This window comes from Winogradskya consettensis (assembly GCF_018332715.1).
Classification (GTDB): domain Bacteria; phylum Actinomycetota; class Actinomycetes; order Mycobacteriales; family Micromonosporaceae; genus Actinoplanes; species Actinoplanes consettensis.
Genome location: NZ_BOQP01000008.1, coordinates 495,837 through 510,905, shown reverse-complemented (window position 1 = coordinate 510,905; position 15,069 = coordinate 495,837). Strand labels below are relative to the sequence as shown.

Genomic DNA, 15,069 nt, shown 5'->3' with positions numbered 1-15,069 from the left:
CTCAGGCGGTGTGGTCTGCCCCTGCACCGCTGGTGGAGCTCAGGGGGTGAAGCGGTAGCCGATGCCGGGTTCGGTGATGAGGTAGCGGGGGCGGCTGGGGTCGGGTTCGATCTTGCGGCGCAGGTTGGCGAGGTGGACGCGCAGGTAGCCGGTTTCGGTTTCGTAGGCGGGGCCCCAGACCTCGCGGAGGAGTTGTTTCTGGGCGACGAGTTTGTCGGCGTGGCGGGTGAGGACCTCGAGCATGCGCCATTCGATGGGGGTGAGGCGGATGTCCTGGCCGGTGGGGGTGGTGAGGCGTTTGGCGGCGAGGTCGACGGTGAAGTCGGGGGTGGTGATGGTGGCTGTTTCGGGCTGGGGGGTGGCGCGGCGCAGGGCGGCGCGGATGCGGGCGAGGAGTTCGTCCATGCCGAAGGGTTTGGTGACGTAGTCGTCGGCGCCGGCGTCGAGGGCTTCGACCTTGCCGGCCTGGTCGTCGCGGGCGGAGAGCACGATGATCGGGACGGCGGTCCAGCCGCGCAGGCCGCGGACGACGTCGACGCCGTCCATGTCGGGCAGGCCGAGGTCGACGATGGCGAGGTCGGGTGGGGTGTGTCCGGCGGCGGTGAGTGCCTGGGTGCCGTCGGCGGCGGTGATGACCTCGTATTTGCGGGCGGTGAGGTTGATGCGCAGGGCCCGGCGTAGCTGGTCGTCGTCGTCCACGACAAGGATGCGGCTCACGGCGCCGATTGTGCAGCATGCCGGCTGGTCGGCGGGGCCGGTCGCGACCAGCATCACGTATCCTAGGATGCTTTAGAGGGTGTGCGCTCCGCCGCACACGAAAAAAGGCAGTTTCAAATAGGAGCCCTTCGGGCACTGCATTCACCGACAAGAACAAAGACGTTTCGAGTCGTGAGTGAGAAGGGTGTTGACGATGAGCTTCACTGACAAGGTCAAGAACAAGGCCGATGAGCTGACCGGTAAGGCGAAGCAGGGCATCGGCGACATGCGCGACGACGAGCAGCAGGTCGCGGACGGTCAGCGCCAGGAGGCTGCGGCCCGGGCGCGCCAGGCCGGTGAGCACGTCAAGGACGCCGGTCGCGACGTGCGCGACGCGCTCAGCTGACCTTTTCTTTTAACGGCGAATGGCCCCGGACCAGACGGTCCGGGGCCATTCGTGTGCGTAGGGCTAGGCGATCTGTTTGCGCCACCAGTCCTGGCCGGATTGGGGCAGGGTGTCGATCGGGTCGTAGTACGCGTGCAGTTTGCTGAGGGCTTCGGCGTCGTCGGCTTCGATGCTGGTGCGGTAGTTCTTCGTCCAGTAGGAGATGCCGTGTTCGCGGTCGTATTCGCTGACCATGTGGACCCAGCGTTTGCCGACGAACGGGACGTCGCAGACGATGCGCGGGGTGGCGTATCCGGGGAGGTAGCCCATCATGTCGTGCTGGAGTTGCTGGGCGTACCAGACGGGGACGCGCCAGTGTTCGGCGTGCGGGATCATGTCGCACATGTAGAAGTAGTACGGCAGGATGCCGGCTTCTCCTTGCAGGCCGAAGCAGAGGTCGAGCAGGTCCTTGGTGGTGGCGTTGACGCCGCGCATGAGGACGCCCTGGTTGCGGACGTCGCGGACGCCGACTTCGAGGAGCATGCGGGCGGCGCGGGCGACCAGTGGTGTGAGTGAGTTGACGTGGTTGACGTGGGTGTGGACGGCGAGGTTGACGCCGCGTCGTTCGGCGGTGATGGCGACGCGGTTGAGGCCTTCGACGACATCTGCTTGTAGCCAGTGCTGGGGGAGTCCCATGAGGGCTTTGGTGGCGAGGCGGATGTCGCGGACGGTGGGGACGTTGAGGAGTCCCATGAGGTAGGTCTCGAGTTGTTTCCAGGGGACGTTGGCGACGTCGCCTCCGGAGACGACGACGTCGCGGACGCCGGGGTGTTCCTTCAGGTATTTCAGGTGGGCGTCGTACCTGTCGACCGGTTTGAGGGTCAACTTGAGTTTGTCGACGGTGGGGGTGCTGTTGCCGACGAGGTCCATGCGGGTGCAGTGCCCGCAGTATTGCGGGCAGGTGCTGAGCAGTTCGGCGAGGACCTTGGTGGGGTAGCGGTGGGTGAGGCCTTCGGCGACCCACATGTCGTGTTCGTGGAGGCTGTCGCGGGTGGCGTGGGGGTGTGACGGCCAGTCGAGGTGGCGGTCGGTGGCGACGGGGATCATGTAGCGGCGGATCGGGTCGGCGTAGAACGCGTCCGTGGTGATCTCGCTGTCGGGCACCATGGTGTTGAGCATCTGGGGTGTGACCAGCATCGACATGGTGGCGAGGCGTTGCTGGTCGGTGTCGAGGTCGGCGTAGAACGCTTCGTCGAGCAGGTCACCCATGAGGGCGCGCAGTTGTTTGATGTTCTTGACGCAGTTCACGCGTTGCCATTGGGCGGATTCCCATTGGGCGGTGGTGACGTCGCGCCATCCGGGGAAGCGGGTCCAGTCCGGTTCGGTGAGGGGGCGGCGCTGGTAGTCGTAGGGCTGGCCGGCGGCTTGGGTCACCGATGCCTCCTGGGTCGAGGTGTGATCGACTCTGACCGTACTGGAGGATCTGTGGTCTGGTAACCGTCTGCCGGGAGGATTTACGGTTTGATGGCGGCCTGACAGTCTTTTCGTATGACGTCTGGGGTGGTGGGTGTGACCTCTGGGGTGGGTTTGCCGCGGGTGCTGGAGCCGGTGGGGGTGTTGCCGCAGGCTGCTTGGCGTCTGGATGCGCGTGCGGAGCTGGCGGCTGATGAGGTTCGGGTGCGGGTGTCGCGGCTGAATCTGGATGCGGCGAGTTTCCGGCAGTTGTCGGTGAAGCACGGTGGTGATGGTGCGGCGGTGCGGGCTGAGGTTCTGGAGATCGTCGGTACGCGCGGGAAGATGCACAATCCGGTCACGGGGTCGGGTGGGATGTTGATCGGTGTCGTGGAGGAGGTCGGTCCGGAGTCGCCGCTTGCGGTGAAGGCCGGTGACCGGGTGGCGACGCTGGTGTCGTTGACGTTGACGCCGCTGGTCATCGATGACGGCCTCGCGGGCTGGGACGGGTTGAGTGAGCAGGTCCCGGCGTCGGGGCATGCGATTCTGTTCGGGCGTTCCGTGGTGGCGGTGCTGCCGGATGATCTGTCTCCGGAGCTGGCCCTGGCGGTGTTCGACGTGTGTGGTGCGCCGGCCTTGGTGGATCGGGTGGTGCGCGGCTATTCCGGTGATGTGTCGGTGACGGTGCTGGGTGGAGCCGGTAAGAGTGGTTCCCTGGCGTTGACTGCGGCGCGGCTGGCGGGGGCGCAGACGCGTGCTGTGGTGGTTTCCGAGGCTGAGCGTTCGTTGATCGTCGAGCATGGTCTTGCGGATCGGGTCGCGGTGGTTGATGCCCGGGATCCGGTTGCGGTCGCGGAGGCGTTCGAGGCGCCGGCGACGGTGACGGTCGTGTGTGTGGATGTGCCGGGGTGTGAGCACGGGGCGATCCTGGCGACGGCGGCGGGTGGCACGGTGATCTTCTTCTCGATGGCGACGAGTTTCTCCGCGGCGGCGCTGGGGGCGGAGGGTCTGGCGGCGGATGTGACGATGCTGGTGGGGAACGGTTTTGTGCCGGGGCATGCGGCGTTCGCGTTGGATGTGGTGCGGCGCACTCCTGCGGTGCGGGCGTTGTTCGAGGCGCGGGTTTCGGCACACTGACGGTCATGACTTCGGTGGTGCTGTTCAAGGGCGGGCGTTTCTACTCGGCGGCGGATCCGCGGGCGACCGCGATGCTGGTGCGTGATGGCCGGATCGGGTGGCTCGGGGCGGACGGTGATGCGCCGTCGGCGGACCGGGTGGTGGATCTTGGTGGTGGGTTGGTGACGCCGGCGTTCGTGGATGCGCACATTCATGCGACGGATACGGGTCTGGCGGCTGATGGCCTGGATCTGTCGGGTGTGCGGTCGGCGGGTGAGTTGCTGGATGCGGTGGCCGGGTTCGCGGCGGGTAAGGCGTCGGATGCGGTGGTGCTGGGTCATGGCTGGGACGAGTCGACGTGGCTGGTGCAGTCCCCGCCGAGCGGTGAGGAGCTGGAGAAGGCCGCGGGTGGGCGGCGGGTGTATCTGTCGCAGGCGTCGGTGCATTCGGCGTTGGTGTCCAGCTCGATGCTGGCGGCGTGCCCGCAGATCAACCCCACGTCGAATTGGGTGCGGGAGAACGAGCATCACGCCGTGCGTGCGGTGGCTCTGGGTTCGCTGACCCCGCAGCAGCGCACGGATGCGCAGCGGACGGCGTTGCGTCTTGCGGCGTCGCGGGGTGTGGCGTCGGTGCACGAGTGTGGCGGGCCGGGTACGTCGTCGGAGGCGGATTTCCAGTCGGTGCTGCGTTTGTCCGGGGACGGTCTGCCGCGGGTGTTCGGGTACTGGGGTGAGCTCGGTGGGGCGGTCCGGGCGCGGGATCTTGGTGCGGTCGGTGCGGGTGGGGATTTGTACGCGGACGGGGCGCTGGGGTCGCGGACGGCTTCGGTGCGGTCGGCGTACGTGGATGGTCCTGGGTGTGGTGAGGCTTTTGTGACCGCTGAGCAGGCGGGTGCGCATCTCCTGGAGTGTGTGGAGCTGGGGGTGCAGGGCGGTTTTCATGCCATCGGGGACGCGGCGATCGAGGCGGTGCTGGAGGGGTTCGCGATCGCGGCGCGGGCGGTGGGTGTGGATCGGGTGCGGGAGGGCCGGCACCGGATCGAGCACGTGGAGCTCGCGGACAAGGCGATGATCGCGCGGATGGTCGAGTTCGGGGTGGTCGCGAGTGTGCAGCCGGTGTTCGACGCGTTGTGGGGTGGCCCGGACCGGATGTACGCGCAGCGTCTCGGTGTGGAGCGGGCGTTGGCGACGAATCCGATCGGGGCGATGTACGCGACGGGGGTGACCTTGGCGTTCGGGTCGGATTCGCCGGTGACGCCGCTGGATCCGTGGGCTGCGGTGGTGGCTGCTGCGGCGCCGCGGAACCCGGTGTATCGGATGGGTGTTCGTTCGGCGTTCGGTGCGTCGACGCGGGGTGGGTGGCGTGCCGTGGGGGTGGACGACGCGGGTGTCCTCGCTCCGGGGGCGCAGGCGACGTTCGCGGTGTGGGAGACGCCGTCGGGGCTCGACGGTGGCCTGCCGGCGTTGCTGCCCGACGTCGACGATGTGGTTCCTGAGCGGCCGGTGTGCCGCCGGACGGTGTTGTCCGGCGAGACGATCTTCGAGGAGTAGGTGCGTGGAGAAGCTGGGTCTGGATCCCGGGGTGGTCGCGCGGGCGCGGGCGCTGGCCGCTGAGGCGGGGGCGCCGGTGGTGGAGCTGGCGCGGTCGCATACGACGGTGTCGGTGGAGCGGGCGGTGCTGCGCCTGGCCGGGGTGCGGGGTGCAGACTCGGACGGGATTCCGTGGGTGAACCGCCTCGTTGACGCTGTCCGGGCGGATGTGGGCCTGGGTCACGGGGTGTCGGTGCCGGTGTTCGCGGCGATGGCGCGGGAGGGGATCGACGATGTCACGGTGCTCGCGCAGAAGGCTGCCGCGGGGGCCGTGACGTTCGGCGTACCCGCGAAAAAGGCGGAGCTGGTCGCGGCGCGGCGGGCCGCGACCAGGGCGGCCAATGCCGGGTTGAAGGTCGTGGATCGTCGGCGGGTCGAGCGGGAGCGGCTGATCAAGCGGTTCGGGGATGCGCCGCGGCGGCCGTGGATCTATCTGATCGTGGCGACCGGGGACATCTACGAGGACATCCCGCAGGCGCAGGCGGCGGCGCGGGCGGGTGCGGATGTGATCGCGGTGATCCGGTCGACGGGTCAGTCGCTGCTCGACTACGTGCCGGAGGGTGCGACCCGGGAGGGGTTCGCGGGTACGTACGCGACGCAGGAGAATTTCAGGTTGATGCGGGCGGCGCTGGATGAGACGTCGAAGGAGCTGGGCCGGTATGTGCGGCTGACGAACTACGCGTCGGGGTTGTGCATGCCGGAGATGGCGGCGATGGCCGGCATGGAGCGGCTCGACATGATGCTCAACGACTCGATGTACGGGATCCTGTTCCGCGACATCAACCCGATCCGGACGTTCGTGGATCAGCGGTTCTCGCGGCAGGTCCACGCCCGGGCCGGGATCATCATCAACACCGGTGAGGACAACTACCTGACCACGGCGGACGCGGTCGAGGCGGCGCACACGGTGACGGTGTCGCAGCTGATGAACGAGTTCTTCGCCCATGAGGCCGGTCTGGAGGACTGGCAGCTGGGGCTGGGGCACGCGTTCGAGATCAACCCGGAGGTCCCGGAGTCGTTCCGCCTGGAACTCGCCCACGCCCTGCTGGCACGGGAGTTGTTCCCGGATGCGCCGTTGAAGTGGATGCCGCCGACGAAGCACATGACCGGTGACGTGTTCCGCGGGAACCTCCTGGACGGGTTCTTCAACCTCGTCGGGGCGCTGACCGGGCAGGGGATCCTGCTGGTGGGGATGATGACGGAGGCGGTGGTGACGCCGTGGCTGTCGGACCGCGACATCGCCCTGCAGAACGTGCGGTACGTCCTCAACGGTGCCGGCAACCTGCACGAGGACTTCGTGCCCGCCCCCGGCGGGTTCATCCAGCGCCGCGCCCATGAGGTCCTCGGTGAGGCTGTCGAGTTACTGGAACGCATCGTTGCCGACTCGATGCTGACCGCGATCGCGGACGGCACGTTCGGGATCATGAAACGGCCCGCCGACCGCGGCAAGGGCCTCGACGGGGTCGCCCGCCACGACGGCGACTACTTCAACCCCGTCACGAACGCCCTGGAAGGACTGCGATGAGTATCGTGCGCCCGTACGGGGACACCACCGGCGACGGGATGGTGCAGGTGTCGTTCACGCTGCCCGTCACCCACGACAAACGCGCCGAGGGTGCCGCGATCCAGTTGGCGAACAAGATGGGCCTGGACCCGGCGATGCTCGTGCACGCCAAGCCGATGGGTGACGGGTTCACGTTCTTCGTCGTCTACGGCCGCGTCACGCACCTGGTCGACACGGAGAAGGTGCAGGTCGTCGAGCGGGACTATCCGCTGCTGTCGGCGAAGGACGTCAACGCGGTCATCAAACGCAAGCTGCGGCGCCGGTTGTCGGTGGTCGGGGCGTGCATCGGCACCGACGCGCACACCGTCGGGATCGACGCGATCCTCAACGTCAAGGGCATCGCGGGGGAGAAAGGCCTCGAGTACTACCGGGAGCTCGCCGTGACGAACATGGGTGCGCAGGTGTCGGTCCCGGAACTCGTCGAGACCGCCCGCGCGCAGAAGGCCGACGCGGTCCTGGTGTCGCAGGTCGTGACGCAACGCGACGCGCATCTGCAGAACACCCGGGCGATGACGGCGGCGTTCCGGGAGGCGCTGCCGGCGGGGAAACGGCCGTTGCTGATCGTCGGCGGGCCCCGTTTCGACGAGCTGATGGCCGCCGAGCTCGGCGTCGACCGGATCTTCGGCCGCGGCACCACCCCCCGCGAAGTTGCCTCCTACCTCGTCCACGCCCTGCTCGGAGACCAAAAATGATCACTGTGACGCATCGCCGGTACGTGCCGTACTCCCATGCCCACTACGCGGGGAACCTCGTCGACGGGGCGTATTCGCTGGGGTTGTTCGGGGATGTCGCCACCGAGGTGTGCATCCGGCTCGACGGCGACGAGGGGCTGTTCGCGTCGTACTCCGACGTGCAGTTCAAGGCCCCCGTCAAAGCCGGCGACGTCGTCGAGGTCACGGCCACGGTCGTGCACATGGGTACGCGGTCGCGGCGCATCGAGTTCACGTCAGCCGTGGTGTGCCGGGGCACGGACGGGTCCGCGGCGGCGGTGCTCGCCGAGCCGATCATCGCGGTGACCGCTGTCGGCACCGTGGTCGTGCCCCCGAAGTCGTGAGTTTCGCGGTCTGTGTCGACGTCGGGTCCACGTACACCAAGGCGTGCCGGGTCGACCTGGCCGACGGCACCCTGACCGGCCGCGCCGAGGTCCCGACCACCGCCGGCACCGATGTGCTGCACGGCCTCGACCGGGCGGTCGCGCAGGTCGGGGCGGGGGAGTTGTACGTGTGCTCGTCCGCCGGTGGGGGGCTGCGGCTGGCCGTCATCGGGTACGAGGCCCTCGTCACCGCCGAGGCCGGGCACCGGGTCGGGTTGTCCGCCGGGGCGCAGGTCGTCCACGTCCACGCCGGGCTGCTCGACGGCGCTGCCGTCGCCGGGGTGCGGGCGGCGCGGCCCGATGTGATCCTGCTCGTCGGCGGGACCGACGGCGGTGACGGTGACACCCTCGCGCACAACGCGCGCCGCCTGGCGACGTCCCGGTTGCGTGTCCCGGTCGTGGTGGCGGGGAATGCGGACGTCCGGGAGTACGCGTCGGCGGTGCTGGCCGAGCGGCGGGTCCCGGTGACCGTGACCGGAAACGTTCTGCCCCGCATCGGGGTGCTCGACCCCGGGCCGGCGCGCTCGGCGATCCGGGAGGTGTTCCTGCGGCACGTCATCGGCGGGAAACGGTTGTCCCGGGGTGGTCGCTTCGCGCGGCTCGTGCGGGCTGCGACGCCGGACGCGGTCCTGGCGGGGGTGTCCGTGCTCGCCGACACCCTCGGTGCGGGGGTTCTCGTCGTCGACGTGGGTGGGGCGACGACGGACGTGTATTCGGCGCTGATCCCCGACGCGGAACTGTCCGCCGGGCCGCAACGGGACGTCGCCGGGACGTTGTGGCGGTCCCGGACCGTCGAGGGTGATCTCGGTGTCGGGGTCGGGGCACCCGGAGTTGTCGCCGCCGCCGGTGTCGAAAAACTGGACTTCCCGGACATCTCGCTCGGTACGGTGGCCGCGGACCGGGGTCTCGCGTCGACCGCCGCGATGATCGCGTTGCGGCGGCACGCCCGCGGGCACTCGCCCGGGCCCGGGCTGCCCCGCACCGGCGGGCGGGACCTGCGCGACGTACGGCTCGTGGTCGGTTCCGGCGGGGTCCTGCGCCACGGCGGTGGTGACACCGTCCTCGACGCCGTGCTGACCGACACCGCCGGCGGGTGGGCACCCCCGCGCACCGCCCGGCGCACCGTCGACAGCCAGTACGTGCTGGCCGCCGCGGGTCTGCTCGCCGCCGAGCACCCCGGCGCCGCGCACGCGTTGGTGAACGCCCTGTGACACGCCGGGAAACGCGACACGCCCACGCACGGGTGTGGCGGTTGACAACCCTCCGGGGCGAGGACGTACCGTCGACGGGTCCCATTCCCGGGTGTACGGCTTTGTTCGCTCCAACTCTTTCGCCCACTGGCCACGCGGCAGACCCGAACGGCGCGTGCACCAGGTCCAGGGGGTGGGGGTCGTGCGGGGCGGCGCGGACCAGCCGAATGCTCGCGGGACGGGTCGACGGGGGAAGACAGGCCAGTAGACAACGGCACGACGCGGGCAGCCGGCCCGCAGCGCGCCGGTCCGAAGGCCTGGCGACACCCGCACGACCCCTCGGCCCGGGACGAGGACACCAGGAAGCACCCAGGGGCGCGGTCCGGCGGGCCGCGCCCCTGCTCCTTGCCATTTCGTGACCGTCGCCGGGTAGCCTCTCGCGAGTGGATTTATTGACGCTTCAGCCAACACCTGCGCCGGAGCAGCCGAGCTCCGCGGGTGCGCCCGGCACTCCCCGGCCGTTGCCGCTGTGGGTGGCGGTGCTGCTCGCCCTGGCCTCCGGCGCCGCGCTGCTGCTGTCACTACCCCCGTACGGCCAGTGGTGGCTCGCGCCCGCCGGGATCGCCGGGCTCGCCGCCGCCACCCACCGCCGCAGGCTCCGCGGCGGCCTCGGCGTCGGGTTCATCGCCGGTGTCGTGCTGTTCGTGCCGCTGCTCGACTGGACCCGCATCGCCGCCGGCTGGCTGCCCTGGATCCTGCTGTCGCTCGCGCAGGCGTTCTACCTCGGGCTGCTCGGCATGGCCTCGGCGTGGCTGTCCCCGCTCACCGACAGGTTCCGGGCCCTGTGGCCGCTGCTGACCGGGCTGCTCTGGGTCGCGCAGGAAGCGCTGCGGGACCGGGCCCCGTTCGGCGGGTTCCCCTGGGGCAGGGTCGCGTTCAGCCAGGGCGACGCCCCCGCGCTGCGCGTCGCCGTCCTCGGCGGGGCACCGCTGGTCACGTTCATCGCCGCCGCCGCCGGGGGAGCCCTCGTCGCCCTCGCCTGGCGCACCTGGAAACCCCGCACCCTCGTGCCCGCCGCCGGGTTCGCCGTCGCCCTGGCCGCGCTGATCGCCGGGCCGGCACTCGTACCCACCGCGAAACCGGCCACCGCGACACAGACGATCGCGATCGTGCAGGGCAACGTGCCGCGGCTCGGGCTGGACTTCAACGCCCAGCGCGCCGCGGTGCTGCTCAACCACGTCCACGCCACCGAGGCGCTCGCCTCGGAAGTCAAACTGGGCCGGAAACCGCAACCCGACCTCGTCGTCTGGCCCGAGAACTCCAGCGACATCGACCCGCTGAAGAACCAGGACGCCGCCCAGCAGATCGCGCAGGCCGCCGACGCGATCGGCGTACCGATCCTGCTCGGCACCGTCCTGCGCGGTGACGTGCCCGGCGAGATCCGCAACGCCAGCCTGCTCTGGCAGCCGGCGACCGGCCCGGACCTCGACCAGGCGTACGTGAAACGCCACCCCGTCCCGTTCGCGGAGTACATGCCGATGCGGTCCGTCGCGCGCCTGGTGTCCGACAAGGTCGACCTCGTGCAGAACATGGTCGCCGGGACCACCCCGGGGATCGTGAAAACCCCCATCGGGGTCGTCGGTGACGTCATCTGCTTCGAGGTCGCCTACGACAGCATCGTGCGTGACACCGTCGTCGGCGGTGCGCAGATCCTCGCCACCCAGACCAACAACGCCACGTTCAACGAGGCCGAAGCCCGCCAGCAGCTCGCCATGGTGCAGCTGCGCTCCGTCGAACACGGCCGCGAGGGCCTCATGGTGTCCACCGTCGGGGTGTCCGCGTTCACCGGCACCGACGGTGAGGTCATCGCCGCCACCGGCTTCAATGTGGACGCCGTGGTCCTGCATGACATGCACATCGGGGGACCGCGTACGCTGGCGACTCGCCTGGGACACTGGCCGGAGCTGACCATGGTCGCCCTGGCCCTTTTCGCCCTGCTCGCGGCGGCGCCCCTGCGCCGCCGCAGAACCCGCGGCATACCGGCCGCAGAGTGAACGACGGAGGAACGGTGAGCGACGCGAACGCGACGGCGGCGGGCTCGGAGGGATACCCGGGGGTCGGGCGCGTCCTCGTGGTCATCCCCACGTACAACGAGGCCGACAACGTCCGCCTGATCACCGGGCGGGTGCGTAAAGCCGTACCCCAGGTCGACATCCTCGTCGCTGACGACAACTCGCCCGACGGCACCGGCGCGATCGCCGACGAGATCGCCGCCGGCGACGACCAGATCTTCGTCCTGCACCGCGCCGGCAAGGAAGGCCTCGGCGCCGCGTACGTCGCCGGTTTCGCCTGGGCGAAGGACAAAGGCTACGACGCCGTCGTCGAGATGGACGCCGACGGCTCCCACGCCCCCGAAGAGCTGCACAAGCTCCTCGACGCCCTCGGCGACACCGACGCCGTGCTCGGCACCCGCTACATCCCCGGCGGCAGCGTCCACAACTGGCCCATGCACCGGCTGCTGCTGTCCCGCGGCGGCAACATCTACATCCGCATGGCCCTCGGCATGCCGTTCAAGGACGCCACCGGCGGCTACCGTGCCTACCGCATGGACGTCATCGACAAGATCGACGTCGCGACCATCGCGTCGCAGGGCTACTCGTTCCAGGTCGAGATGACCTGGCGCACGTACCGCAACGGTTTCCGCATGGCTGAGGTGCCCATCACGTTCACCGAACGCGAACACGGCGTCAGCAAGATGAGCGGCAACATTTTCAAGGAACAGCTGCTCAGGGTCACCGTGTGGGGTGCCGCCGCCCGCAAGGAAGCAGTCATGAACAAGCTCGGCCGCAAACCGAAGCAGCCTTCCACCTGGCCGTGAACGGGCACGTGCGTGTCATGCTGGAACCCGGACCGGTGACCACCCGGAGAGGGTGAACGTTTGATGCGACTCCCACGAAGCCTGGCCTTGCTACCCCTGGCACTGCTGGTGCTCGCGGTAGCCGAGATCGCCGTGTTCGTCACGGCAGTGCACACCATCGGCGCTCTCTGGTCGATCCTGCTCCTCGGCGCCGCGAGCATCATCGGCCTCGCCCTGCTCCGCCGCGAAGGCATCCGCGGCTGGCGGGCCTTCCGCGCCGCCGCCGAATCCGGCCGCCCACCCGGCGCCCAGGTCAGCAACTCCCTCATCGGCCTGCTCGGCGCGCTGCTGCTCGCCGTCCCCGGCTTCATCTCCGCGGTCGCCGGGCTGCTGCTGATCGTCCCCCCGGGCCGCATCCTGGCCCGCAGAGCCGTCGAGCACTACACCGAACGCCGCGTCTCCGCCACCGTCGCCAGCGACCTGTTCGGCCCCCGCCACGTCAAGGTCAAACAGTCCGCCCCCGTCGACGACTCCCCACCCACCGCGACCGACCCGACGGGCCACACCGCGCCGGCCGAGGTCCTGCAGGGCGAAGTCGTCGAAGGCGAAATCGTCCGCTGACAGGCAGTCAGAACAGCCGGGCTACCGCCCCACCCGCCGGGTGTCCCAGCTCTGCCCGACAACCGGGTTGCGCCGTTCCGGCGCCCGCACATCGCCGCCCGGGCCATCGGCTGTCATGGCCTTGACCTGAGCATCGCCGCCTGGCCGGCCTCGTTCGGTCGGACGCCGCGTTCCCTCCGCCCTGTCCGCGGGCACCGGCCGGGCACAGCAAATCGCCGCCCCGCCCCTGGAACCGGGCGGAACGGCGACCGTGGTGTCCTGCGGTCAGCGACCCCGGCGGGTGCGGACCTCCTGCAGGCGCTCGTTGAGGATGTCCTCCAGCTCCGAGATCGACCGGCGCTCGAGGAGCATGTCCCAGTGGGTACGGGGCGGCTTGGCCTTCTTCTGCTCCGGCTCGTTCCCGTCGACCAGTCGCGCGACGCTGCCGTCGAACTTGCATTCCCAGGTGATCGGCACCTCGGCGTCGACGGCGAACGGCACCTCGAACTGGTGACCCTTCACGCACAGGTACTCGCGGGTCTGCCGGGGCGCCAGCTCCGTGTTGCGGTCGGACTCGTAGCTGACTGCGCCAAGACGGCTGCCGCGCAGCATGCGTTCGCCCATGATCGGCTATCCCCTCGCTCGTGGTGCTACTTGCCGTTGGTGTAACGAAACGGACGGTCGCGAGATTCCTGGCGACCACCGTATGTCGGCGGTGTTAACGCTTCGAGCGTAACCGGCAGGAACCCCTATCGGCCGACTCAGGCCCACCCTGAAGTGGACCTTGGTCCACTTTACGGGATATTGCGAGATCTGCAGATACCGCTACGCCGGACACCGGCCCCGATAACCCACAAACCACCCACCTCCAGCACAGCGGAAGATTACCGTCCCACCCCGGCAACCCCCGACATCGTCCCCCATCGGTGTCACCACGGCACCCCCACAGCCCGTTGTATGACACTCAGCGCCGTTTCCGCACCCCGCAAAGAGACTTCGGTCACCCCGGACCACCCCAGCCCCGACAAAACACCCACCCGACCACACAACCGACCCGCAGCCGGGCTCTACTTCCCCGCGGAGCCAGCGGCGCGCGACGACCCCAGCGACGCCAGCGCGGACGCCAGGTCACCCACCTGGGCCGACAGCTGACCCACCCGGGCATGCGCGGCGTCGGCGTCGGCGCGGGCCTTCTCGACCGTACGCCGAAGCTCCGTCGCCTCCGCCGTCAAGCGCTCACCGTCCACCCGGAGCCGGCCGGCTTCCGCCTGCGCCGCCGCGAGCCGCGCAGCATCAGCACCGGCAGCCTCGGTCAGCTCCGCCACCCGGGCCCGCACCGCCACCGTCTCGGCCCGGGCAGCCTCGGCCTCGCCCTGCGCGGCCGCCACCTCACGCCGCGACCCGGCCCGCACCTGCTCCACCTCACGAACCGCATCAGCAGCCGCCCGCGACGCATCAGCCAGCGCCGTCTCGAGCGCACGGGCAGCGTCCCCCGCCTCACTCGCGGACCTGACCGCCTCAGCGCGCGCGGTGTCCCGCTCAGCCAGAGCACTGTCACGGTCCTGCAGCGCGGTGTCACGCTCCGCCCGGGCCGACTGCGCGTCCGCGGCCGCCTGGGCCCGGTCACGGGCAGCGGCATCGAGGTCGCGGCGGACGGCGATGAGCTCGGTGCGTACCGAACCGGTTTCGTGGCGGGCCGCGTCACGGTCGGTCTCGGCCTGCACCCGCAACGCCGCCGCCGCGCTCGCCGCGGCCTGCGCCTCGTCACGGGCCGCGAGCGCCTGACGGGAATCCACCGCGGCGGCCTCCGCCAGCCGCCGCGCCGTGTCGGCCTCCTGCCGCGCGTCGTCCCGGTCGGCACGGGCGACCAGCGCCTCCTGCACCGCCGTGCCCGCCGCGTCCGCGGCCCGGTCGGCGTCACGGCGGGCATCGTCGCGTTCGGTGTGCGCGGCGGCCACCTGACGCGACGTCTCCGCGCGTACCTCGGCGACCTGCCGTTCCACCCCGGACGGCGACATCTCGGCGTGCAGGGACTCGCTCAGCGTCCCCACGAGCTGATCCAGGCGCTCGACGACCTCCCACGTCCGCGCGACCTGCCCCGCCAGTCCCGGCGACGCCCGGTGGCGCATCCGGACGTTGCGCGACGCCCGCTGGCACTCCCCGTCGTTGTCGCGGCAATACCGGAACGGCCGCCCCGCCGACGCCCGCTGCGGCACCGGCCGCCCGCAATGCGCACAGGGCCGCGTCTCCACCGGCACCCCGTCCTCATCCAGGCCCGGCCCGCCCCCACCGTCGGCCCCGCCGCCCAGCGCCACCACCGATCGGTAGGCCGCCCGGTCGAACCCGGCGCCGCGACCCGCGGCTCCGGCCGCGACAGCGCCGCCCGGACCGGGGTCGTCAGGGACGGGAACGCTCAGAGCCGGCTGTTTCGGGACCTGCCCCCGGCGGGGGGAATCATCGTGATCTGCCATAGCGACCCGACCCTAACCCCACCCACCGACACTTCCGCGCCGCAACCCGCCGCACA

Annotated in this window: 14 protein-coding genes; 10 read left to right on the top strand and 4 right to left on the bottom strand. The window is 70.2% G+C overall.

Annotation, left to right across the window (positions count from 1 at the left end; all coding sequences use genetic code 11):
* Nucleotides 1–39: 39 nt before the first annotated feature.
* Entirely contained in the window at nt 40–717 is a 678-nt protein-coding gene (locus tag Aco04nite_RS10930) for a response regulator (RefSeq protein ID WP_212997075.1), read from the bottom strand.
* A gap of 193 nt (nt 718–910) precedes the next feature.
* Here Aco04nite_RS10930 and Aco04nite_RS10925 point away from each other — a divergent pair, with 193 nt between their 5' ends.
* Nucleotides 911–1,102: a CsbD family protein gene (locus tag Aco04nite_RS10925; protein ID WP_212997074.1), complete on the top strand. Its 192-nt coding sequence runs from the start codon at nt 911–913 to the stop codon at nt 1,100–1,102.
* Nucleotides 1,103–1,165: 63 nt separating this feature from the next.
* On the opposite strand, the gene Aco04nite_RS10920 is transcribed toward Aco04nite_RS10925, so the two are convergent.
* The gene (locus Aco04nite_RS10920; protein WP_212997073.1) at nt 1,166–2,515 is read right to left on the bottom strand and encodes a KamA family radical SAM protein; all 1,350 of its coding nucleotides are present in this window, start codon (nt 2,513–2,515) and stop codon (nt 1,166–1,168) included.
* 135 nt (nt 2,516–2,650) lie between these two features.
* Between Aco04nite_RS10920 and kdd the strand changes: the two genes are divergently transcribed.
* The 9 genes from kdd (at nt 2,651) to Aco04nite_RS10875 (ending at nt 12,563) form a co-directional block, all read left to right on the top strand.
* Nucleotides 2,651–3,670: an L-erythro-3,5-diaminohexanoate dehydrogenase gene (gene kdd, locus Aco04nite_RS10915; protein WP_244875884.1), complete on the top strand. Its 1,020-nt coding sequence runs from the start codon at nt 2,651–2,653 to the stop codon at nt 3,668–3,670.
* A gap of 5 nt (nt 3,671–3,675) precedes the next feature.
* A complete protein-coding gene (locus tag Aco04nite_RS10910) occupies nt 3,676–5,199 on the top strand; it encodes an amidohydrolase (RefSeq protein ID WP_212997071.1) in 1,524 nt (507 codons plus the stop codon).
* A gap of 4 nt (nt 5,200–5,203) precedes the next feature.
* Nucleotides 5,204–6,763 carry a lysine 5,6-aminomutase subunit alpha gene (gene kamD / locus Aco04nite_RS10905; protein WP_244875883.1) on the top strand — a complete coding sequence of 520 codons (1,560 nt, stop codon included), beginning with the start codon at nt 5,204–5,206 and terminating at the stop codon, nt 6,761–6,763.
* A complete protein-coding gene (gene kamE / locus Aco04nite_RS10900) occupies nt 6,760–7,494 on the top strand; it encodes a lysine 5,6-aminomutase subunit beta (RefSeq protein ID WP_212997069.1) in 735 nt (244 codons plus the stop codon). The genes kamD and kamE overlap by 4 nt, the downstream gene beginning before the upstream one ends.
* Entirely contained in the window at nt 7,491–7,856 is a 366-nt protein-coding gene (gene kal / locus Aco04nite_RS10895; RefSeq protein WP_212997068.1) for a 3-aminobutyryl-CoA ammonia lyase, read from the top strand. The genes kamE and kal overlap by 4 nt, the downstream gene beginning before the upstream one ends.
* Nucleotides 7,853–9,106: a glutamate mutase L gene (locus Aco04nite_RS10890; RefSeq protein ID WP_212997067.1), complete on the top strand. Its 1,254-nt coding sequence runs from the start codon at nt 7,853–7,855 to the stop codon at nt 9,104–9,106. The genes kal and Aco04nite_RS10890 overlap by 4 nt, the downstream gene beginning before the upstream one ends.
* Nucleotides 9,107–9,537: 431 nt before the next feature.
* A complete protein-coding gene (gene lnt / locus Aco04nite_RS10885) occupies nt 9,538–11,139 on the top strand; it encodes an apolipoprotein N-acyltransferase (RefSeq protein WP_212997279.1) in 1,602 nt (533 codons plus the stop codon).
* A gap of 14 nt (nt 11,140–11,153) precedes the next feature.
* Nucleotides 11,154–11,963 (top strand): polyprenol monophosphomannose synthase, encoded by an 810-nt coding sequence (locus Aco04nite_RS10880; RefSeq protein WP_212997066.1) that lies wholly within the window; start codon nt 11,154–11,156, stop codon nt 11,961–11,963.
* Nucleotides 11,964–12,026: 63 nt separating this feature from the next.
* Nucleotides 12,027–12,563: an FxsA family protein gene (locus Aco04nite_RS10875; RefSeq protein WP_212997065.1), complete on the top strand. Its 537-nt coding sequence runs from the start codon at nt 12,027–12,029 to the stop codon at nt 12,561–12,563.
* A 264-nt stretch (nt 12,564–12,827) separates the two neighbouring features.
* Here Aco04nite_RS10875 and Aco04nite_RS10870 read toward each other — a convergent pair whose 3' ends face one another.
* Together Aco04nite_RS10870 and Aco04nite_RS10865 are read right to left on the bottom strand one after the other, a co-directional pair.
* Nucleotides 12,828–13,166 (bottom strand): RNA polymerase-binding protein RbpA, encoded by a 339-nt coding sequence (locus Aco04nite_RS10870; RefSeq protein ID WP_015622005.1) that lies wholly within the window; start codon nt 13,164–13,166, stop codon nt 12,828–12,830.
* A gap of 443 nt (nt 13,167–13,609) precedes the next feature.
* The gene (locus tag Aco04nite_RS10865) at nt 13,610–15,013 is read right to left on the bottom strand and encodes a serine/threonine protein kinase (RefSeq protein WP_244875882.1); all 1,404 of its coding nucleotides are present in this window, start codon (nt 15,011–15,013) and stop codon (nt 13,610–13,612) included.
* Nucleotides 15,014–15,069: the final 56 nt, after the last annotated feature.

Bases quoted from the DNA above. Each gene is read 5' to 3' on its own strand.
- Aco04nite_RS10925 (WP_212997074.1), top strand. From the start codon at position 911: ATGAGCTTCACTGACAAGGTCAAGAACAAGGCCGATGAGCTGACCGGT.
- Aco04nite_RS10910 (WP_212997071.1), top strand. From the start codon at position 3,676: ATGACTTCGGTGGTGCTGTTCAAGGGCGGGCGTTTCTACTCGGCGGCG.
- kamE (WP_212997069.1), top strand. From the start codon at position 6,760: ATGAGTATCGTGCGCCCGTACGGGGACACCACCGGCGACGGGATGGTG.
- kal (WP_212997068.1), top strand. From the start codon at position 7,491: ATGATCACTGTGACGCATCGCCGGTACGTGCCGTACTCCCATGCCCAC.
- Aco04nite_RS10875 (WP_212997065.1), top strand. From the start codon at position 12,027: ATGCGACTCCCACGAAGCCTGGCCTTGCTACCCCTGGCACTGCTGGTG.
- Aco04nite_RS10870 (WP_015622005.1), bottom strand. From the start codon at position 13,166: ATGGGCGAACGCATGCTGCGCGGCAGCCGTCTTGGCGCAGTCAGCTAC.
- Aco04nite_RS10865 (WP_244875882.1), bottom strand. From the start codon at position 15,013: ATGGCAGATCACGATGATTCCCCCCGCCGGGGGCAGGTCCCGAAACAG.